This is a genomic window from Novosphingobium sp. TH158, from assembly GCF_002855555.1.
Classification (GTDB): Bacteria; Pseudomonadota; Alphaproteobacteria; order Sphingomonadales; family Sphingomonadaceae; genus Novosphingobium.
In genome coordinates this window covers 2,080,748-2,098,094 of the sequence record NZ_PKRT01000001.1, presented here as the reverse complement: position 1 = coordinate 2,098,094, position 17,347 = coordinate 2,080,748, and the positions used below count along the sequence as shown (strand labels likewise).

Sequence of the window (17,347 nt, the reverse complement as noted above, 5' to 3'; positions counted from 1 at the left end):
TCTCCACACGGGAACAGTTCACCAGACTTTGGTTACTTTCGCGTTAACCAAGAAAGTTAGATCAATCCTGCCAGCGGGCTGGAGGGATCCGCGTATTTGCGGGTAGCCATTCGTCCGGAAAGATAGGCATGGCGACCGGCTTCGACGGCCAGCTTCATGGCGCGCGACATGCGGATCGGGTCCTTCGCTTCGGCAATCGCGGTGTTCATCAGCACACCGTCGCAGCCAAGCTCCATGGCGACTGCGGCATCGCTCGCCGTGCCGACGCCGGCATCGACCAGCACCGGCACCTTGGCGCCTTCCACGATCAGGCGGATCGTCACGCGGTTCTGGATGCCCAGGCCCGAACCTATCGGTGCGCCCAGCGGCATGACGGCCACCGCACCGGCATCTTCGAGCTGCTTTGCTGCAATCGGATCGTCGACGCAGTAGACCATGGGTGCGAAACCTTCATTGGCCAGCACTTCGCAAGCCTTCAGCGTTTCGCGCATGTCGGGATAGAGGGTGCGTGCCTCGCCCAGCACCTCAAGCTTGACAAGGTCCCAGCCGCCTGCCTCGCGGGCCAGCCGCAGGGTGCGGATCGCTTCATCCGCGGTGAAGCAGCCGGCTGTGTTGGGCAGGTAGGTGATCTTCTTGGGATCGATGAAATCGGTCAGCATCGGCGCCTTGGGATCGCTGATGTTCACCCGGCGCACGGCCACGGTCACGATCTCCGCCCCGCTCGCCTCGACGGCAGCGGCGTTCTGCGCGAAATCCTTGTACTTGCCGGTGCCGACGATCAGCCGCGAGGTGAAGGTGCGACCGGCAACGGTCCAGGTATCTTGTGACCAGGTATCTTCCGACAAGGTTCAGCCTCCACCAACGAAATGCACGATTTCCAGCACGTCACCATCGGCCAGCACGACATCGCCGTGCGTGCCGCGCGGGACGATCTCGCCGTTGCGTTCGACCGCCACCTTCTTCGGGTTAAGTCCGATTTCCGCGACAAGGTCCGCAACGGAATTGCCAGGCGCGGTACGGCGCGGTTCGCCGTTGACGGTGAGGGCGATTTGCTGGCTCATGGCCAGCGCCATAGCGTTCAGCGCGAAGCGCGCAAGTTCATGATGTGCGCAACGGCAACCATCGAGACGCCGGCGATGGTCATGATGGCTTCCATCTCGCCATGGGGGACGAGCAGGCCCGCGGTCATGAACAGCAGGCCCGAGGTGCCGATCAGCAGCGGCCAGAGCTGGCCATGGCGCGAAATGCCGATTCCCAGCGTGACCGCACCGACGGCTACCGCCAGACCAAGCCCGACCCGGTGGATAGCCGGGGCAAGCAGCAACTGGCCGCCAAGGCCCAGCGCGCTGACCAGCAGGATCGAAGCAAGGCAATGCACCGCGCACAGACCCGAAAGCAGGATACCCGCGCGGTCCAGCCGCCTGCGAATCGAGGCGAGGGAACCGTTCATTGGCTCCCATCTATGTGATAACATAACATGCTTCAAGATGTATCCGCCGGGCGCCCTTGAAAGCTGCATTCGGGGTTGCGAAATATGGCCGGCAATTGCAGGGGAGCCCCATGAACAGTGCCCATACCCCGGCGCGCGGCATCCGCCCGCTGATCCTTGCACGATGGCTGTGGCTGGTAGCGGCAATCATCGTCTGCGTTGTCGCCGTCGGCGGGATCACCCGGCTGACGGAATCGGGGCTTTCGATCACGGAATGGAAACCGGTCACCGGCGTTCTTCCCCCGCTCAGTGAACAGCAGTGGCACGCCGAATTCGAGGCCTACAAGCAGATCCCGCAGTACACCCAGGTCAACGGCCCGGCGGGCATGACGCTTGAGGAATACAAGTTCATCTACTTCTGGGAATGGTTCCACCGCTTCCTGGTCCGCACCGGGCTGGGCCTGGCTTTCGTCGTGCCGCTGGCCTGGTTCTGGCTGCGCGGGTCGATCCCGGCAGGGTTCAAGCCGCGACTGCTGGGCCTGCTGGGGCTGGGGCTGCTGCAGGCGGTCGTCGGCTGGTGGATGGTGAAGTCCGGCCTTTCGGGCGATGCCGATGTGAAGGTCAGCCACTTCCGCCTGGCAACGCACCTGCTGCTTGCCCTGTTCACCCTGACCTACACGACCTGGACCGCGCTGGACATGCACGCCCTCGCCCGCGGGGAGAAGCCGGCGCGGCTGACCGGCTTCGGCATCTTCGCACTGGCCGCCCTGTTCCTGCAGCTGTTCCTCGGGGCGCTCGTCGCAGGCCTGAGGGCAGGCCATGTCGCCAATGACTGGCCGCTGATGATGGGCCGGTTCTGGCCCGACGGGATCGACTGGTCGCAGGGCGTGATCCACGCCGTGCTCAACGATCCGTTCCTCGTGCACTTCCTCCATCGCTGGTGGGCTTGGGGCGTGGTCGCCATCCTGGTGATCCTTGCGCGCCGGATCCGGAAGAGCCTGCGCCCAGCCTCGATCGCCATTCACTCGGCGTTCGGCCTGCAGATCATCCTGGGCATTGCCACGGTCATGACCGGCGTCGAGCTATGGCTTGCCGTGCTGCACCAGACGGTCGGCGCGCTTGTGGTCATGGCGACCGCGTGGGGCGCGCACGGGCTGGGTCGCCAGAGGTGAAGCCGCAGGGCCCAGCGCTGGCCTGGTGCCCGTTTCCCGACAGCGATTCGGCCGAAGGCTGCGTGAACGCGGTGCTGTCGGAAAAGCTGGCCGCCTGCGCGAACCTGCTGCCCGGCATGCGATCGATCTATGTCTGGCAGGGCGAACGGGGCGAGGCAGAAGAGGTCGGCGTTCTGTTCAAGACCGACGCCGCCCTGCTTGAAACACTTGTCACGCGGCTTGGACAACTCCATCCTTATGAAGATCCTGCGATTCTCGCCTGGCGCTGCGATACGGCGGCACCGGGGACGAGTGCTTGGCTGGGGGCTCTGGTCGCATGAAACGGCGTAACCGCAAACTGCACTCCGCATGGCTGCTGGCCGGCGCGCTCTCGCCTGTCCTGTCAGGACCGGCGGCCGCCAAGGGCATGGTCCAGAGCGCATTTGCCGCCCCCTCCAGCCCCGTGATGCTGACGCGCGAATTGCGCAAGGTGATCGCCCCGGGCGTGGAGATCGTCAGCCGCCGCAGCTACGAACTGCGCTTTGTCCGCGAGGGCGAAGGCTGGCGGGTCGACGGGACACTGGTGGTCACCGAGGTGGAAGCGCCGGCAGAGCTGGCACCGCTCGCCGCGATTGAAAAGGCGCGCAAAGACGATGGCCTTTTCCCGCTGCGGCTGAACGCGCAGGGCTACATCGTCGCACAAGCCCCCGCCGCCGACCTGCCGGCGGCAGAAAAGGCGAAGGACCTGGTCAACAGCTCGGTCGAAAAGATCGCGATGCCCCGCGAGCACAGGTCCGTGGCAACCCAGATGGTCCAGCGGATCGTCACCCAGAGCCGGGTTGTCGGCCCGAACTGGCCGGCAGACCTGTTCCGACCCGGCTCCGATCAGCAGACCCATGTCCAGGAGGTGCCGCTGCCCGATGGCAGGCAGGGCAAGGTTACCGTCACGCTGCAGGCCAGCCAGGCCAGCGGCGGGTTGCTCGATCGGTTCGAGCGGCGCGTGCTCACCGAACTGGACGGCACCCGGCGGCTGAGCCTGGAAACCTGGCGGATGGTTGCCCGCGACTGAGCTTTACTGCCGCAACGGTATTATTTTACCTCTCCGCAAAGGCGCGGGGAAGCTTGACTTTTGCCACGCTTTCTCACATTGGCGCGCCTTCCCGGTCGTCCGGCACCCGTCGGCACACCAGCAATTCAGGGATTCGAACAGCCATGAAGGCGCTCAGCAAGCAGACCCGGTCGATCAAGCCGGCCGAGGTCGAAAAGAAGTGGCATCTGATCGATGCCGATGGCCTGGTGGTCGGTCGCCTCGCGGTGATCATCGCCAATATCCTGCGCGGCAAGCACAAGCCGAGCTTCACCCCGCACGTCGATTGCGGCGATCATGTTGTCGTCATCAATGCCGACAAGGTTCGCCTGACCGGCAACAAGCTGGGCAACAAGACCTATTACAAGCACACCGGCTATGCCGGCGGCATCAAGGCCGTCACGGCTGCCAAGGTGCTTGAAGGCCGCTTCCCCGAGCGCGTGCTCGAAAAGGCGGTTGAGCGCATGATCCCGCGTGGACCGCTGGGCCGCGACCAGATGCGCGCCCTGCACCTGTACGCCGGCACCGAGCATCCGCATGGCGGCACCCAGCCGCAGCCGCTCGACGTTGCTGCCATGAACCGCAAGAACAAGGTGGGCGCATAATGTCCGAGAACACCGTCACCGATCTCGCCGATCTCGGCAACCTCGCTGAAGGCGTTGCCGCCGAAGCGACCACCGAAGCTCCGGTCCGCACCGGTCCCGCCGCTCCGCTGCGCGACAAGGAAGTTGACGCCCAGGGCCGCGCCTATGCCACCGGCCGCCGCAAGGACGCCGTGGCCCGCGTGTGGCTCAAGCCCGGCTCGGGCAAGATCACGGTCAATGGCCGCGATCAGGAAGTCTACTTCGCTCGTCCGACCCTGCGCCTCGTCATTGACCAGCCCTTCCAGGTTTCGGATCGCGTCGGCCAGTACGACGTTATCGCCACCGTCAAGGGCGGCGGACTCTCGGGCCAGGCCGGCGCCGTGAAGCACGGCATTGCCCAGGCCCTGTCGAAGTTCGAACCGGCACTGCGCAGTGCAGTGAAGGCTGCCGGCTTCCTTACCCGCGACCCGCGCGTCGTCGAACGCAAGAAGTACGGCCGCGCCAAGGCACGCCGCAGCTTCCAGTTCTCGAAGCGCTGATCCGGGGCTCAAACCCGTTTCGAATCAGGGGCTGGCCGCAAGGTCGGCCCCTTTTTCTTGGCTTCGCCATCTCGGCATGAGCACCAGGATGCAGACAAGCACCCCGCATTTCGTCGCCGCAACGCCGCAGACCATGCCGGCCGTCGGCCATTCCGGCTGGCTCCCGGGAGCGCTGGGGGCCATGCTGGCCATCGCCCTTACCGGCTGGGCCAGCCACCTGATCCTGCCCAGCAACCCGACCCTTCCCTGGCTGATTGCGCCGATGGGGGCCAGCGCGGTGCTGGTCTTCCTGCTTCCGGCAAGCCCGCTTTCGCAGCCTTGGCCAGTCGTGGGAGGGCACCTGCTCGCCGCGCTTACCGGACTTGCCTGCCACGCCCTTGTGCCGCTTCCCTGGCTGGCCGCCGCCCTGGCCGTGGGCCTGTCGGTCGCGGTGATGAGCATGGCCCGCTGCCTGCACGCACCCGCAGGCGGCACTGCCCTGTTGCCCGTGCTGGCATCGCCGGCGGTCAGTACGATGAACGCAAACTACCTGCTGCTGCCACTGGTGCTCAATGTCATCCTGATGGTCGTGTGCGGATGGGGCTGGCACCAGCTCAGCGGCCACTCCTGGCCGCACCGCCCCGTTCCCGCACCGATCCCGGCGGCATGGGTGGGCCACATCGAGGATGCTGACCTCGATGCCGTCCTGGAAGAGTGGGACGAGGTGCTCGACGTCAGCCGCGAGGATCTGCTCGCCCTGCTGCACGCGGTCGAAACGCGGGTGCGCGCCCGCGCCCTCAGCTGAGGCTGCGCGGCTCCACGGCAAGCCCAGTTTGACTGCTCCACGACAGCCGGTTGTAGCTCGGCGCCGTGGTGCGCACACGCTCGGACAGGGTCCCCGCACCGATCATGCGGATGGCATAGCCGTCGATCTCGACCGTCTTGTCGAATGCATCGTGCACGTGGCCCGAAAGCACGGCATCGGCGCCCGCCCGCGCAAGAGCGGCAAGCGCCCGCTTGCCACCGCGCGTGGAGGCCGTTGCATGGGTATCGGCTTCCACCAGGGGGTGATGGCAGGCGACCAGTCGCAACGGCTTTTCCGCGTGCTGCGCCAGCCGCGCCAGCGCCCTGTCGAGCGCCGATTGCTTCACCTTGCCCTTTGACTGGTTAAGCCGCAGCTGCGCCCGCGAGATCGTGCGAAGCGAGACAACTTCCACCTCGGCGAAATCGAGGTCCTGCGAAACCGCCAGCCGCAGCGCCTCGTAATGGCGGTAAGGGCGCAGCAGGCGTCCAAGCGGGTTGTAGTAATAGGGCATGTCGTGATTGCCCGGTTCGACCAGCGTCGGAACGCCCAGACCTTCAAGCCATTTGCGAGCCGCGGCAAATTCCCGCGCGGTGCCCCGCATCGTCAGGTCGCCGGTACAGATCACACCGTCGGGCTGCACATCCGCCACTTCCTGGGCGAACCAGTCCAGCGCCTTGCGGTCTTCATAACCGAAGTGCAGGTCGCTGACGTGGAACAGGAGGAAGGGCTGGCTCATTGGCCGGCGCATGGAGCCAAGCGCATGACCATGGCAAGCCCCATCATATCCGGCGGGTAAGGATCAGCCAGGCGGAGAGCGCGTTCATCGCGGAATAGGCGCCATAGCCCCATGCCCAGTGCCCCGCGCCATCCGAAACGAGCAGCATGGTTCCCAGCAGCAGCAGGAACTCGACGATCAGGCTGATCCGGCCACCGGGGCTGCGGAAGAACGAAGGCAATTGCGCCAGCATCGGGTGCCCGCTTTCCAGCACGGCCTTGTGCATGGCGAAATTCGCCACGCCGAAGATGAAGACGATGATCAGCGCCATGGGCTTCCTGTCTAGTCACCGGGCGGTCGATTGACCAGCCGGCATGACGTTCACCGGCTCCGGTTGGTGGTTTATCGATGTAACACACCTTTCGTCGGCACGGTTCCGGCGAAGGTCGAGCAAGGCTCCCGATCGCGGCGATCCTGCCATAGCCTGTCAATGCGCGGACACCCCCCACCGCGTGCAACCAAGGAAGTCCCCATGAAGTTCATGCTTGCCCCCGCCCTGGCCATTGCCGCCCTGGCAGCCCCCGCCGTTGCATCTGCCAACACCACGGCAGCACCGAAGGCCAGCATCAAGTTCGACGATCTCGATCTCGACAGCAAGAGCGGCCAGTCGACACTTGACCAGCGCATCCGTTCGGCCGCGAAGCAGGTCTGCAGCGACACCGCCCGGACCGGAACGCGCATTCCCTCCAGCAAGTGCCACAAGGACCTTCGCGAGAACGTTCTCGCCCGGATCGAGGCTTACCAGAATCGTGTCGGCAAGGGCGGCTGAACCCGCCCCAGCATAAACAGACCGGCATTCCGCTAGACTGACCCGGGCCGAACAGTCCCCTCGGCCCGGGTTCATTGTGTGGATCAGCGCCCTGCCATGGCCTTGGCGCGCGCCAGGTAGGTACGGCCGATCCGCACCGCCGAACCGTCGGACAGCTCTGCCGACCAGACGCCGAGGCCGTCATGCCTCAGTCCGGTGATGCGGTCGCGGCGCAGGATGGTGGACCGGTGCAGCCGGATGAACATCGCGGGATCGAGCCGCGCCTCCAGCCCGGAAACGGTTTGCAGCAGCAGGTACGACCGGTCACCGACATGCAGGCGGACATAGTCCCGTTCGGCATCGATACGATCGACATCGGCCGCCGCAACCCGCAGCAGTTCCGAACGATAGGGCACCCAGAATTCGGAAATCCATGGACTGGGCGCTTCAACGCGCGTTTCGCCGCGACGAGCAACGGCCCGCTGGATCGCGCGGCCAAGCCTGTCCGGCGCGACGGGCTTGAGCACATAGTCCACCGCATCGAGATCGAACGCCTCGACGGCAAAGCTGTCATGCGCCGTGACGAAAACCAGGGCGGGCGGGTTCTTGGCCTTGGCCAGGGCGCGGGCGACACCCAGCCCGTCGAGTTCGGGCATGGTCATGTCGAGCAGGACAAGATCAGGATCGAGCGCACCTGCCTCGCGCAGCGCACTGGCGCCGTCGCTTGCCGTGCCGACGACCTCGAGCCCGCCGATCTGCCGGCACAGGACCTGCAACCGCTCGATCGCCAGCGGCTCGTCATCGACAATCAGTGTGCGCAGTGGCTGTTCCATGGTCCCCTTGTTCTCTCGACTAGCCCGGCAGCGGCAACCGCAGTTCGGTGCGATAGCCGCCCGGAACGGGACCGGACACAAAGCCCGCGGCATCGCCGAACCGGGCGTTCAGCCGATCTCGGACGTTGGCAAGACCGATGCCCATGCCGTGTTCTTCGGAAGCCGGGGCGGGGCCATCGTCAGCAACGCTGATCACCAGCTGCCCGAATTCGCTTCGCGCGGCGATGGCAATCGTCACCGGGCGGGTGGAGCGGGCCACGCCATACTTCACGGCATTTTCCACCAGCGGCTGCAGGATCATGCCCGGCACCGGTACCAGACCCAGCTCGGGCGAGACATCGACGCTGAGCTTCAGGCGCTCAGGGAAGCGCACCGCCTCGATTTCCAGATAGAGGCGTTGCAGCTCGATTTCTTCCGACAGCGGGTGATCGCCCGTCGGGTCTTCGGAAAGCCCGCGGCGATAGAAAGAGGCAAGCGACTGGATCATGGTTTCCGCCGCTTCCTGCTTGCCGGTCATCACCAGCGAGGACAGCGAATTGAGCGTGTTGAACAGGAAGTGCGGGTTGATCTGGTAGCGCAGCGACCGCAGCTCTGCCTGCTTGGCGGCGCGGCGATATTCACCCTCGCGCCGCTCCGCGACGCGCGCCTGCTCGGCGATCAGCAAGGCGAGGTAGATTGCCGCCCAGGCAATGATCAGGAAGTAGCGCGAAAGGGCAACATCGGTCAGCTGCCGCCAGCGGGTTTCCTCGGCGGTCGCCGGATCGATGGTTACCGCCGCATCGGCATCGGCTTCCTGCTGGGCAATCGTGCGCACGTGCGGCTCGGGCGTGGGCAAGGCGATCGGGGCTTCATCGCTGGGCGCCGAATCCGCCTCGCGCTTCAGGCCGGGAACATCGACCAGCACGTTGCCTGCCTCGTCGCGACGGATGCGTATCCCCTCGCGCTCGCCGATCTTGGCGACGACCTGGTTCTCGATGTCGGAAAAGACCCACTGGTTAATCGCCGCCAGCGCCAGCGAGGCGGGGAAAGCGACGATGGCCACAGTGATCGCCTTGGCCCACAGGCTGCGGGCATCGAGCAGCCGCAGCAAGGGCCAGATGCCTGCCGTTACGGCCATGGAGGCGATGGTAACGGCCAGGCGGCGCCAGAACAGCGGGCCCTGGAACTCCAGCCCGACCAGATAGCTGCGCAGCGTGGCGACAACGAGGTAGCACAACCAGAGCCCCGCTATCGAAGCGAGGACAAGCCGGGCGGGAACGCGCGGCGGCGGGGCGGTGGTCTCAGTCATGCACGCATCACGGGGGATAGGCGCGCATGGCCTGCGGGGCCAGCCGCTTTGTCGAGACCGGTCGGCAGTTGGTCGAGGGGGAGGCGAAGGCATTCTTGCCCGGCCTCCCCGTCGTTCAGGCCTTCAGCAGGCCTTCGCTGGCAATCTTGTCCTTCCAGACAAGCGGGGCGAGCTGGTGGACATTGTTGCCTTCCGAATCGACCGCGACCGTTACCGGCATGTCTTCCACGGTGAATTCGTAGATCGCTTCCATGCCCAGGTCCTCGAAGGCGACAACCTTTGCCTCGCGGATAGCGCGGGCGACAAGGTAGGCCGCACCGCCGACCGCCATGAGATAGGCGGTCTTGCTGCGGGCGATCACATCGGTTGCACCCTGGCCGCGTTCGGCCTTGCCGATCATGACCAGCAGGCCAAGCTCGCACATCATCTCGGTGAACTTGTCCATGCGGGTCGCGGTCGTCGGGCCGGCCGGGCCGACCACTTCGCCAACCACCGGATCGACAGGTCCGACGTAATAGATGGCGCGGCCCTTGAAATCGACCGGGAGCGATTCGCCCTTGGCCAGCATGTCCTGGATGCGCTTGTGCGCGGCATCGCGGCCGGTGAGCATCTTGCCGTTGAGCAGCAGGCGATCGCCCTGCTTCCAGCTGCGGACTTCCTCGGCCGTCAGGGTATCGAGGTTGACCTTCTTTGCCGCCGCATCAGGCTTCCAGTGCACCTGCGGCCACTCATCGAGCTTGGGCGTTTCGAGGAAGCTGGGCCCGGAACCGTCGAGCGTGAAGTGCGCGTGCCGGGTGGCGGCGCAGTTCGGAATCATCGCCACCGGCTTGCCCGCGGCATGACACGGCGCGTCGAGGATCTTGACGTCGAGGATCGTGGACAGACCGCCCAGGCCCTGCGCGCCGATGCCGAGGGCATTGACCTTGTCGAAAATCTCGATGCGCAGCGCCTCGATATCGTTCTGCGGGCCGCGCTGCTTGAGCTGGCCCATGTCGATGGGCTCCATCAGCGCCTGCTTGGCCAGCAGCATGCAGTGTTCCGCCGTGCCGCCGATGCCGATGCCGAGCATGCCCGGCGGGCACCAGCCGGCGCCCATCTGCGGCAGCATCTCGATCACCCAGTCGACGATGTTGTCGCTGGGGTTCATCATCTTGAACTTGGACTTGTTCTCCGAGCCGCCGCCCTTGGCCGCGACATCGACCGAGACCTTGTTGCCCTTCACCATGGTCACGTGCAGCACGCAGGGCGTGTTGTCGCGGGTGTTGCGGCGGGTGAAGGCAGGGTCAGCGAGAACCGATGCGCGCAGCTTGTTGTCGGGATGGAGATAGGCGCGGCGCACGCCTTCATCGACCACGTCCTGCAGCGACTTTTCCGATTCGAGCCGGCAGTTCTGGCCCCATTCGACGAAGACGTTGACGATGCCGGTGTCCTGGCAGATCGGCCGGTGGCCTTCGGCGCACATGCGGCTGTTGGTGAGGATCTGGGCAATGGCGTCCTTCGCCGCCGGGCCCTGTTCCGCTTCATAGGCTTCGCCCAGCGCGCGGATATAGTCCATGGGGTGGTAGTACGATATGTACTGCAGCGCATCGGCGACGCTTTCGATCAGGTCTTCCTCGCGGATGATCACCATGTCGGCCATTGCACCGGACTCCTCTTGCTGCCGTGGTATTCGGGCCGGCTCTAGGCCCGGGGGACGTAGAGGTCAAAGCGTTGCAGCTTCGCCACGGCGACAATTCACGACAAAACGCCGCGTTCTAAACGCTTGGCGGCAGACCGGCCTTGCCCTAAAGCGAACAGGATTGCACCGCTGTATTGTATGTGCAATACAGCGTCCCGCACAAAGGACCCAATTGGCATGACCATGCTTGACGAGCGGCCGGCAACTGCCCGCCGCGCGATGATCGACAGCCAGCTGCGCGTAAGCGGCGTGAATGACCCCGCCGTGCTCGCCGCCTTCGATAGGGTGGCCCGCGAAGACCATGTTCCCGAAGCGTTGAAGGCCAATGCCTATATCGACCGCGCCGTGGTGCTCGGCGATGGCCACGCCCTGCCCGCTCCGCTGGTCCATGGCCGCATGCTGACCGAAGCCGGTCTGAGCGCCGGCGAGAAGGTGCTGGTGATCTCGACCAACGGCTACCTGGCCGCGCTGGCCGCAGCGATGGGCGCGACCGTTTCGACGATGACGCCCGCCGATGCTTCCGCGAAGAAGAAGGGCGGACCCTTCGACCTGATTCTCGTCGATGGTGCAGCAGAGGAACTGCCCGCCGCCATCGCGGCGCTGCTGGGCGATGATGGCCGTGTGGTGACCGGCGTGGTCGAGCGCGGGATCACCCGGCTTGCCACCGGCCGCAAGGTGGGCTCGGCGCTTGCCCTGCTGCCGCTGGCGGAGATCGGCATGCCGGCGATTCCCGAATTCGCCGCCAGGAAGGGCTGGAGCTTCTGACCTTGGCGCCTCGTCATCGTCTCGCCCTCCTTGCTGTAGTCGCTGCCGGGGCTCTTCCCGCCCCGCTGCTGGCGGATGACCTGCGCGAAGCGCTGACGCTCGCCTACAATACCAATCCCTCGCTGCAGGCCGCCCGCGCCAACCAGCGCGCCGTCGATGAAGGCGTGCCCATCGCCCGCGCGCCCGGCCTGCCGTCGATTGCCGGAACGGCGACCTATACCGAGGTACTGAAGAGCCAGAGCCTGATCGGGCCGGACCGCTCGCTTGACCTTGGCGCCAATGCCAGCGTACCGATCTATTCGGGCGGCGTGGTGAAGAACTCGCTGCGCGCCGCGCAGACCCGCGTACTGGCCGGACAGGCAGACCTGCGCGCTGCGGAAAGCGGCATCTTCTCGGGCGTGGTTGCGGCCTATCTGGACGTCATCACCAACGAGGCGATCGTCGGACTGCGCCGCAAGAACGTCGAGGTGCTGGCGGTCAACGTGCAATCGACCCGCGACCGGTTCGAGATCGGCGACCTGACCCGCACCGACGTTGCCCAGTCGCAATCGCGCCTGGCCGTTGCCCGTGCCGGACTGGAAACCGCAGAAGCAACGCTGGCGGCCAGCCGGGAGCGCTATATCCAGCTTGTCGGCAAGGAGCCGATGAACCTCCAGCCGCCCCCGCCGCTGACCGGCCTTCCGGCCAACCCGGAAGAGGCGACCACGGTCGCGCTGGACAGCAACCCCGATATCCTTGCTGCGCGCCAGCGCTCGAAGGCTGCGGGCTTTGACAGCAACGCCGCCGGTGCCGGCCGCCTGCCGCGCATCTCGGTGTTCAGCGGCGTTTCGCGCACCGATTACCTCGGCACCCTGGGTGGCGGTGCGCTGAGCCAGAATTCGACCAATGCGACGGCAGGCGTTCGCGCATCGATTCCGATCTTCTCCGGCGGCCTTCCCGCCGCCCAGCAGCGTCAGGCCCGCGCCCGCGAAAGCGCGACCATCGAGAACGAAATCGCCACCGAACGCGAAGTGATCGCCAGCGTGCGTTCCGCCTACACCCAGTGGCAGGCCGCAAATGCCGTGATCCTTTCCAGCCAGACGGCAGTCGATGCTGCGGCGCTCAGCCTTGAAGGCGTGCGGGCAGAAAACAGCGTTGGCAATCGCACGATTCTCGACATCCTCAACGCCGAACAGGAACTGCTCAACGCGCAGGTCCAGCTCGTTACGGCCCGCCGCAACGCCTATGTTGCCGGCTTCAACCTGCTCTCTTCGATGGGCAAGGCCGAAGCACGCGACCTGGGGCTGGACGGCGGGGCGCTCTACGATCCGCAGGTCAACTACCAGCGGGTGCGCGGAAAGGTGTTCGACTGGGATCTGGATCCGGCACCCAAGCCGCAGGGCACACGAACCGTTGACACCAAGGTGCAGGACGGTTCAATTCCCCCGGCGAAGTGAATCGGGGGGAACTTCCAAATGGCACCTGCTGGCGAACCTTCAGTCGAAGATATTCTTGCCTCGATCAAGAAGGTGATCGCGCGTGACGTCCGCCTGGCGGAAGAGGCACCGCGCCGCGCCCAGAATCAAGCAGTTTCCGGCGACGATGACGGCATCCTCGATCTCTCCGAAGAGGCCGAACTGGTCGAGGAAACGCCCCTGGTGACCGAGCAGGCCCGCGTGACCATGCGCGAATCGCTGGCCGCACTTTCCGTCATGGCCCAGCCCGGCGTCGCTCCGCAGATCGTCCGTTCCGGCGAAACCTCGCTGGAAGGCATGGTGCGCGACCTCCTCCGCCCCGCACTGGCCGAATGGCTGGACAAGAACCTGCCGCCGCTGGTGGAACAGATGGTCGCAGCGGAAATCGCGCGGATCGTCGGCAAGAAGCTCTGATCGACGAACTGCGCTTGCCGAACGGCGCCATCCGGCGCTAACCGGTTTCACATGAAAAGACAGGCAATCGCGCTCCTCGCGCTTTCGTCGGCGCTTGTCGCCGTCCCGGCCCTCGCCCAGTCGGCCACCCCGGCTGCGCGGCCCATGTCGATCGAAGACCTGCTGACGCTGAAGCGCGTGGGGGCTCCGGTGGCATCGCCCGACGGCAAGTGGGTGATCTATCAGCAGACCGACACCGATCCGCAGAGCTACAAGCGCACCACCGGCCTGTGGCGCATTGCCGCCAAGGGCGGAACGGCCGAGCGCATCGCCGACCTGACCGATGCCAGCGAGAGCGACCCCGCCTTCAGTCCGGACGGCAGGAAGCTCTATTTCCTCTCGGCCAAGTCCGGCTCCAGCCAGATCTGGTTGCTCGATCTTGCCTCGCCCGGCGCAGCGCCGGTCCAGGCTTCGTCTTTCAAGGCCGACGTATCCGGCTTCAAGCTTTCGCCCGATGGCACGAAGATCATGGCCTGGGGCGATGTCGCGCGTGACTGTCCGACGCTTGGCTGCGACAGCGATGGCGATACGACCAAGCCCGGGCCGGGAACCGGGCGTCACTACAAGGATGGTGCGGGCTTCGTGCGCCACTGGGATGCCTGGGAGACGCACGGCAATTACAGCCGCGGTTTCGCTTTCGCGCTGGGTGCCGACGGCAAGGTAGCCGACAAGGGCATATCGCTCGATGGTCCGGCCGGCGTGCTGACCGGCGATACCCCCACCAAGCCGCACGGTGGCGGCGAGGAACTGGCCTGGACTGCCGATTCGAAGGGAGCATGGTTCATCGCGCGGCAGGCAGACCGCAACGAGCCGCTCTCCACCAATACCGACCTGTGGCACGCCCCGCTCGATGGCGGCACGCCGCACAACATCACCGAAGCCAACAAGGCCACCGACACGCTGCCCACGCCATCGCCCGACGGCAAGTGGCTTGCCTATGCCGCCATGGCCCGTCCCGGCTATGAATCCGACCGGCTGGCGGTTCGGCTGGTCAACTTCGCCACGCGCGAGGAAAAGACCCTGACCGCGGACTGGGACCGTTCGGTTGCCTCGCTCGCCTGGACGCCCGATTCGAAATACCTGATCGCGACGGCCCAGGATGTGATGGACACCCCGGCTTTCCGCATCGATCCCGCCACCGGCAAGGTTGAGCGGCTGCGTCTGATGCCCAAGGGCATGAGCGAAGGCCATATCGCGAATGTCGTGCCGCTGAAGAACGGCGGCCTGCTGTTCACCCGCGATGGCGTCGGTTCTCCCGCAGAGGTGTGGATTGCCGACAGGCCGGGCAAGCCGGCCCGGCAGCTTAGCCGCGCGAACGAGGGGCAGCTGGCGGCCCTGGCTCCGATAGAATCGCGGCGCTACAGTTTTGCCGGTGCCGATGGCGCGACTGTCTGGGGGCAGATCCACAAGCCCGCCGGCACCACCGGCAAGCTGCCCGTGCTGCTGTTCATCCATGGCGGGCCGCAGGGATCCTACAACGATTCGTGGTCATGGCGCTGGAACCCGCGCGTCTTCGCTTCCCAGGGCTATGCGGTGGTCTCGGTCGATTTCCACGGGTCGACCGGTTACGGACAGGCATTCACCGATGCGATCAATCGCGACTGGGGCGGCAAGCCGCTGGTCGACCTGCAGAAGGGTCTGGAAGCCGCGCTCAAGCTCGACTCCGCGCTTGATGGCGAAAAGACCTGCGCGCTCGGTGCCAGCTATGGCGGCTACATGACCAACTGGATCGCCGGCCAGTGGCCGGACCGCTTCCGGTGCCTTGTCCAGCACGACGGCGTCTTCGATGCCCGCGCGATGGCCTACGAGACCGAGGAGCTGTGGTTCGACGAGTGGGAACACGGCGGAAAGCCCTATTTCGAAGCTCCCGAGGAGTACGAGAAGTGGAACCCCGTGAATCACGTGGCAAAGTGGAAAACCCCGATGCTGGTGATCACCAGCGAAAAGGACTTCCGCATTCCCTATACGCAGGGTCTGGCCAGCTTTGCCGCCCTGCAGCGCCGGGGCATCCCTTCCGAACTGCTGATCTTCCCGGACGAGAATCACTGGGTGCTCAAGCCGAAGAATTCCAAGCAATGGCACCAGACCGTGTTTGCATGGCTTGACCGCTGGCTGCGGAAGTAGCCAAGGGAGGACATGCCAAGGCCAGACCCGCACCTGCTCGATCCCGCGCGCTATCCCTTCGATACCGAGGTGGACGTGCGCTTCAGCGACATGGATGTGAATCGCCACATCAACAACGTGTCGCTCTCCAACTTCGTCGAGGAAGGGCGGGTCCGCTTCCATCGGGCCAGCGGCTATATATCGGCCATCTCCGGCATCGGTTCGATGGTGGCCAGCGTTGGCATCGAATATGTCGGGCAGGCGTTCTATCCCGGCACGCTGCACCTTCACGCCGGCGCATCGCACCTGGGCCGCACCAGCTATACGCTGGACCTGCTGATCACCCAGGACAATCGCCCGGTGGTCTTCGCCCGGTCGGTGATGGTCTGCACCAAGGAGGGCAAGCCCCACCCGATTCCCGATTCCTTCCGCGAAGCCGCGACAGGCGCATGGAGCGTCCGTGCATGAGCGGTTACAGCCCCCGTATCGCGGCCGCACGCAAGGCGCTGGCAGAAGAATATCCGGTTCCGGTCAAGCGGCACATCTTCCTCTGCGCCGAAGCGCAGAAGGCCAAATGCTGCCCGCCGGCGATCGGCGCGGCGAGCTGGAAGTTCCTGAAGAAGCGGCTGAAGGAACGCGGCCTGGATCGCGAAGGCGGCATCGCGCGGACAAAGGCCGATTGCCTGAAGATCTGCGCCGGTGGTCCGGTCGCCGTCGTCTGGCCTGATGGCGTCTGGTATCACTCCTGCACCGAAAAGGTGCTTGAGCGCATCATCGACGAACACCTTGTCGGCGGCGTTCCGGTCGAGGAGTACCGGCTCTACCCGGCGGAGGACTAATCGTCCTCGTCGCTCAGCGGATCGATCACCGCGTCATCGTGCCCGGTGCCGTTCGACAGGAAGACCAGCCCCATCAGCGCCGACATCAGCAGCATGGCAAAGCCGATCCCCAGACCGGTAGCGATGTAGAAGTGGATCGAGACGAAGCCGGATTCACGGTAGAGCACTACCCAGCACACAGCGACCACGGCCAGGGTGAACCAGGCCATGAAGCGCATCAGGCGTTTGTATCGCGCCCAGGCAAAATCGGCGATAGCGGGATCATCGAGCGGGCTCGGCTTCACGTCCATGCGCCGGCCCATGCGCCTGTCCGGCACAATTGGCAATGGCGGGACTCGCGTAAAGACGCGAATCGTGTCACCTTCACGCCCGGCCACTTCGATGGAGAACCGCCATGACCATTGCGCGGATTATCGCCAGCCGTACTCAGTCCGAAATCGTAACCTGCAATGCCGACAGCACCGTGCGCGATGCACTGGCGCTGCTTGCGGAAAAGCGGATCGGCGCCCTGCCGATCGTCGAGGGCGGCAGCGTAGCCGGCATCTTTTCCGAACGCGACGTGATCCACTGCCTCGCCAGCCAGGGTGCCGGCGGGCTCGACCGGCCCGTGCGTGACGTCATGACGTCTCCGGCCATCACGGTCAGCCCGGATACAGACGTGCTGGCCGCACTTTCGCTGATGACGCGTCGCCGCATCCGCCACCTGCCGGTAACCGAAGGCGGCAGGACCGTGGGCTTCGTTTCGATCGGCGATCTCGTGAAATACCGCATCGACCGGATCGAGGCCGACGCCGAGGCCATGCGCGCCTATATCCAGACGGCCTGATCGGCTTGCCG

Annotated in this window: 21 protein-coding genes and 1 pseudogene; 14 read left to right on the top strand and 8 right to left on the bottom strand. The window is 65.4% G+C overall.

Annotated features, from left to right (window positions below; translation table 11 throughout):
* Positions 1 to 56 precede the first annotated feature (56 nt).
* Both thiS and C0V78_RS10370 read right to left on the bottom strand, forming a co-directional pair.
* Positions 57 to 1,061: pseudogene (thiS, locus tag C0V78_RS10380) on the bottom strand (sulfur carrier protein ThiS).
* A gap of 17 nt (positions 1,062 to 1,078) precedes the next feature.
* On the bottom strand, positions 1,079 to 1,450 hold the full coding sequence (locus C0V78_RS10370; protein ID WP_101797646.1) for a MerC domain-containing protein: 372 nt from the start codon (positions 1,448 to 1,450) through the stop codon (positions 1,079 to 1,081).
* 110 nt (positions 1,451 to 1,560) lie between these two features.
* Between C0V78_RS10370 and C0V78_RS10365 the strand changes: the two genes are divergently transcribed.
* From C0V78_RS10365 to C0V78_RS10340, 6 genes are all read left to right on the top strand, one after another.
* Positions 1,561 to 2,601 (top strand): COX15/CtaA family protein, encoded by a 1,041-nt coding sequence (locus tag C0V78_RS10365; RefSeq protein ID WP_101797645.1) that lies wholly within the window; start codon positions 1,561 to 1,563, stop codon positions 2,599 to 2,601.
* Positions 2,598 to 2,921 carry a divalent-cation tolerance protein CutA gene (gene cutA / locus C0V78_RS10360; RefSeq protein ID WP_254049887.1) on the top strand — a complete coding sequence of 108 codons (324 nt, stop codon included), beginning with the start codon at positions 2,598 to 2,600 and terminating at the stop codon, positions 2,919 to 2,921. The genes C0V78_RS10365 and cutA overlap by 4 nt, the downstream gene beginning before the upstream one ends.
* On the top strand, positions 2,918 to 3,649 hold the full coding sequence (locus C0V78_RS10355) for a hypothetical protein (RefSeq protein ID WP_101797643.1): 732 nt from the start codon (positions 2,918 to 2,920) through the stop codon (positions 3,647 to 3,649). Before cutA ends, C0V78_RS10355 begins: the two co-directional genes overlap by 4 nt.
* A 143-nt stretch (positions 3,650 to 3,792) precedes the next feature.
* A complete protein-coding gene (gene rplM / locus C0V78_RS10350; protein WP_101797642.1) occupies positions 3,793 to 4,272 on the top strand; it encodes a 50S ribosomal protein L13 in 480 nt (159 codons plus the stop codon).
* A complete protein-coding gene (gene rpsI, locus C0V78_RS10345) occupies positions 4,272 to 4,790 on the top strand; it encodes a 30S ribosomal protein S9 (RefSeq protein ID WP_101797641.1) in 519 nt (172 codons plus the stop codon). Before rplM ends, rpsI begins: the two co-directional genes overlap by 1 nt.
* Before the next feature lie 88 nt (positions 4,791 to 4,878).
* Positions 4,879 to 5,574, top strand: coding sequence for an HPP family protein (locus C0V78_RS10340; RefSeq protein ID WP_101797640.1), 696 nt, complete (start codon positions 4,879 to 4,881; stop codon positions 5,572 to 5,574).
* Here C0V78_RS10340 and C0V78_RS10335 read toward each other — a convergent pair.
* Both C0V78_RS10335 and C0V78_RS10330 read right to left on the bottom strand, forming a co-directional pair.
* Positions 5,567 to 6,310: a metallophosphoesterase gene (locus C0V78_RS10335; protein ID WP_101797639.1), complete on the bottom strand. Its 744-nt coding sequence runs from the start codon at positions 6,308 to 6,310 to the stop codon at positions 5,567 to 5,569. The genes C0V78_RS10340 and C0V78_RS10335 overlap by 8 nt on opposite strands.
* 43 nt (positions 6,311 to 6,353) lie before the next feature.
* The gene (locus C0V78_RS10330; RefSeq protein WP_101797638.1) at positions 6,354 to 6,620 is read right to left on the bottom strand and encodes a hypothetical protein; all 267 of its coding nucleotides are present in this window, start codon (positions 6,618 to 6,620) and stop codon (positions 6,354 to 6,356) included.
* A 201-nt stretch (positions 6,621 to 6,821) separates the two neighbouring features.
* Here C0V78_RS10330 and C0V78_RS10325 point away from each other — a divergent pair, with 201 nt between their 5' ends.
* Positions 6,822 to 7,118 carry a UrcA family protein gene (locus C0V78_RS10325; protein ID WP_158241534.1) on the top strand — a complete coding sequence of 99 codons (297 nt, stop codon included), beginning with the start codon at positions 6,822 to 6,824 and terminating at the stop codon, positions 7,116 to 7,118.
* 83 nt (positions 7,119 to 7,201) lie between these two features.
* Here C0V78_RS10325 and C0V78_RS10320 read toward each other — a convergent pair whose 3' ends face one another.
* The 3 genes from C0V78_RS10320 to C0V78_RS10310 all read right to left on the bottom strand — a co-directional run bounded on the left by C0V78_RS10320 (position 7,202) and on the right by C0V78_RS10310 (position 10,857).
* Positions 7,202 to 7,930 (bottom strand): LytTR family DNA-binding domain-containing protein, encoded by a 729-nt coding sequence (locus C0V78_RS10320; protein WP_101797636.1) that lies wholly within the window; start codon positions 7,928 to 7,930, stop codon positions 7,202 to 7,204.
* 19 nt (positions 7,931 to 7,949) lie between these two features.
* A complete protein-coding gene (locus C0V78_RS10315) occupies positions 7,950 to 9,218 on the bottom strand; it encodes a sensor histidine kinase (protein WP_101797635.1) in 1,269 nt (422 codons plus the stop codon).
* A gap of 115 nt (positions 9,219 to 9,333) precedes the next feature.
* The gene (locus C0V78_RS10310; protein WP_101797634.1) at positions 9,334 to 10,857 is read right to left on the bottom strand and encodes a fumarate hydratase; all 1,524 of its coding nucleotides are present in this window, start codon (positions 10,855 to 10,857) and stop codon (positions 9,334 to 9,336) included.
* A 216-nt stretch (positions 10,858 to 11,073) separates the two neighbouring features.
* On the opposite strand from C0V78_RS10310, the gene C0V78_RS10305 reads away from it, so the two are divergent.
* Genes C0V78_RS10305 through C0V78_RS10280 form a run of 6 tightly spaced genes read left to right on the top strand, consistent with a single transcriptional unit; the run spans position 11,074 to position 16,510 of the window.
* Positions 11,074 to 11,661: a protein-L-isoaspartate O-methyltransferase gene (locus tag C0V78_RS10305; RefSeq protein WP_101797633.1), complete on the top strand. Its 588-nt coding sequence runs from the start codon at positions 11,074 to 11,076 to the stop codon at positions 11,659 to 11,661.
* A 2-nt stretch (positions 11,662 to 11,663) separates the two neighbouring features.
* Positions 11,664 to 13,097 (top strand): TolC family outer membrane protein, encoded by a 1,434-nt coding sequence (locus C0V78_RS10300; protein ID WP_101797632.1) that lies wholly within the window; start codon positions 11,664 to 11,666, stop codon positions 13,095 to 13,097.
* An 18-nt stretch (positions 13,098 to 13,115) separates the two neighbouring features.
* Positions 13,116 to 13,529, top strand: coding sequence for a DUF2497 domain-containing protein (locus C0V78_RS10295; protein WP_101797631.1), 414 nt, complete (start codon positions 13,116 to 13,118; stop codon positions 13,527 to 13,529).
* Between the two features lie 51 nt (positions 13,530 to 13,580).
* On the top strand, positions 13,581 to 15,692 hold the full coding sequence (locus C0V78_RS10290; RefSeq protein ID WP_101797630.1) for a S9 family peptidase: 2,112 nt from the start codon (positions 13,581 to 13,583) through the stop codon (positions 15,690 to 15,692).
* 12 nt (positions 15,693 to 15,704) lie between these two features.
* The gene (locus C0V78_RS10285) at positions 15,705 to 16,139 is read left to right on the top strand and encodes a thioesterase family protein (protein ID WP_101797629.1); all 435 of its coding nucleotides are present in this window, start codon (positions 15,705 to 15,707) and stop codon (positions 16,137 to 16,139) included.
* Positions 16,136 to 16,510 (top strand): ferredoxin, encoded by a 375-nt coding sequence (locus C0V78_RS10280; protein ID WP_101797628.1) that lies wholly within the window; start codon positions 16,136 to 16,138, stop codon positions 16,508 to 16,510. The genes C0V78_RS10285 and C0V78_RS10280 overlap by 4 nt, the downstream gene beginning before the upstream one ends.
* Here C0V78_RS10280 and C0V78_RS10275 read toward each other — a convergent pair.
* Entirely contained in the window at positions 16,507 to 16,800 is a 294-nt protein-coding gene (locus C0V78_RS10275; RefSeq protein ID WP_254049886.1) for a hypothetical protein, read from the bottom strand. The genes C0V78_RS10280 and C0V78_RS10275 overlap by 4 nt on opposite strands.
* A gap of 104 nt (positions 16,801 to 16,904) precedes the next feature.
* Here C0V78_RS10275 and C0V78_RS10270 point away from each other — a divergent pair, with 104 nt between their 5' ends.
* On the top strand, positions 16,905 to 17,336 hold the full coding sequence (locus C0V78_RS10270; RefSeq protein WP_101797626.1) for a CBS domain-containing protein: 432 nt from the start codon (positions 16,905 to 16,907) through the stop codon (positions 17,334 to 17,336).
* The last annotated feature ends 11 nt before the right edge of the window (positions 17,337 to 17,347 follow it).

Excerpts from the sequence above, each read along its gene's own strand:
- rpsI (WP_101797641.1), top strand. The coding sequence starts at position 4,272 with ATGTCCGAGAACACCGTCACCGATCTCGCCGATCTCGGCAACCTCGCT.
- rplM (WP_101797642.1), top strand. The coding sequence starts at position 3,793 with ATGAAGGCGCTCAGCAAGCAGACCCGGTCGATCAAGCCGGCCGAGGTC.
- C0V78_RS10280 (WP_101797628.1), top strand. The coding sequence starts at position 16,136 with ATGAGCGGTTACAGCCCCCGTATCGCGGCCGCACGCAAGGCGCTGGCA.
- C0V78_RS10340 (WP_101797640.1), top strand. The coding sequence starts at position 4,879 with ATGCAGACAAGCACCCCGCATTTCGTCGCCGCAACGCCGCAGACCATG.
- C0V78_RS10355 (WP_101797643.1), top strand. The coding sequence starts at position 2,918 with ATGAAACGGCGTAACCGCAAACTGCACTCCGCATGGCTGCTGGCCGGC.
- C0V78_RS10320 (WP_101797636.1), bottom strand. The coding sequence starts at position 7,930 with ATGGAACAGCCACTGCGCACACTGATTGTCGATGACGAGCCGCTGGCG.
- C0V78_RS10275 (WP_254049886.1), bottom strand. The coding sequence starts at position 16,800 with ATGGACGTGAAGCCGAGCCCGCTCGATGATCCCGCTATCGCCGATTTT.
- C0V78_RS10335 (WP_101797639.1), bottom strand. The coding sequence starts at position 6,310 with ATGAGCCAGCCCTTCCTCCTGTTCCACGTCAGCGACCTGCACTTCGGT.
- C0V78_RS10365 (WP_101797645.1), top strand. The coding sequence starts at position 1,561 with ATGAACAGTGCCCATACCCCGGCGCGCGGCATCCGCCCGCTGATCCTT.
- C0V78_RS10295 (WP_101797631.1), top strand. The coding sequence starts at position 13,116 with ATGGCACCTGCTGGCGAACCTTCAGTCGAAGATATTCTTGCCTCGATC.
- C0V78_RS10290 (WP_101797630.1), top strand. The coding sequence starts at position 13,581 with ATGAAAAGACAGGCAATCGCGCTCCTCGCGCTTTCGTCGGCGCTTGTC.
- C0V78_RS10330 (WP_101797638.1), bottom strand. The coding sequence starts at position 6,620 with ATGGCGCTGATCATCGTCTTCATCTTCGGCGTGGCGAATTTCGCCATG.
- C0V78_RS10285 (WP_101797629.1), top strand. The coding sequence starts at position 15,705 with ATGCCAAGGCCAGACCCGCACCTGCTCGATCCCGCGCGCTATCCCTTC.
- C0V78_RS10315 (WP_101797635.1), bottom strand. The coding sequence starts at position 9,218 with ATGACTGAGACCACCGCCCCGCCGCCGCGCGTTCCCGCCCGGCTTGTC.
- C0V78_RS10370 (WP_101797646.1), bottom strand. The coding sequence starts at position 1,450 with ATGAACGGTTCCCTCGCCTCGATTCGCAGGCGGCTGGACCGCGCGGGT.
- C0V78_RS10270 (WP_101797626.1), top strand. The coding sequence starts at position 16,905 with ATGACCATTGCGCGGATTATCGCCAGCCGTACTCAGTCCGAAATCGTA.
- C0V78_RS10325 (WP_158241534.1), top strand. The coding sequence starts at position 6,822 with ATGAAGTTCATGCTTGCCCCCGCCCTGGCCATTGCCGCCCTGGCAGCC.
- C0V78_RS10310 (WP_101797634.1), bottom strand. The coding sequence starts at position 10,857 with ATGGCCGACATGGTGATCATCCGCGAGGAAGACCTGATCGAAAGCGTC.
- C0V78_RS10305 (WP_101797633.1), top strand. The coding sequence starts at position 11,074 with ATGACCATGCTTGACGAGCGGCCGGCAACTGCCCGCCGCGCGATGATC.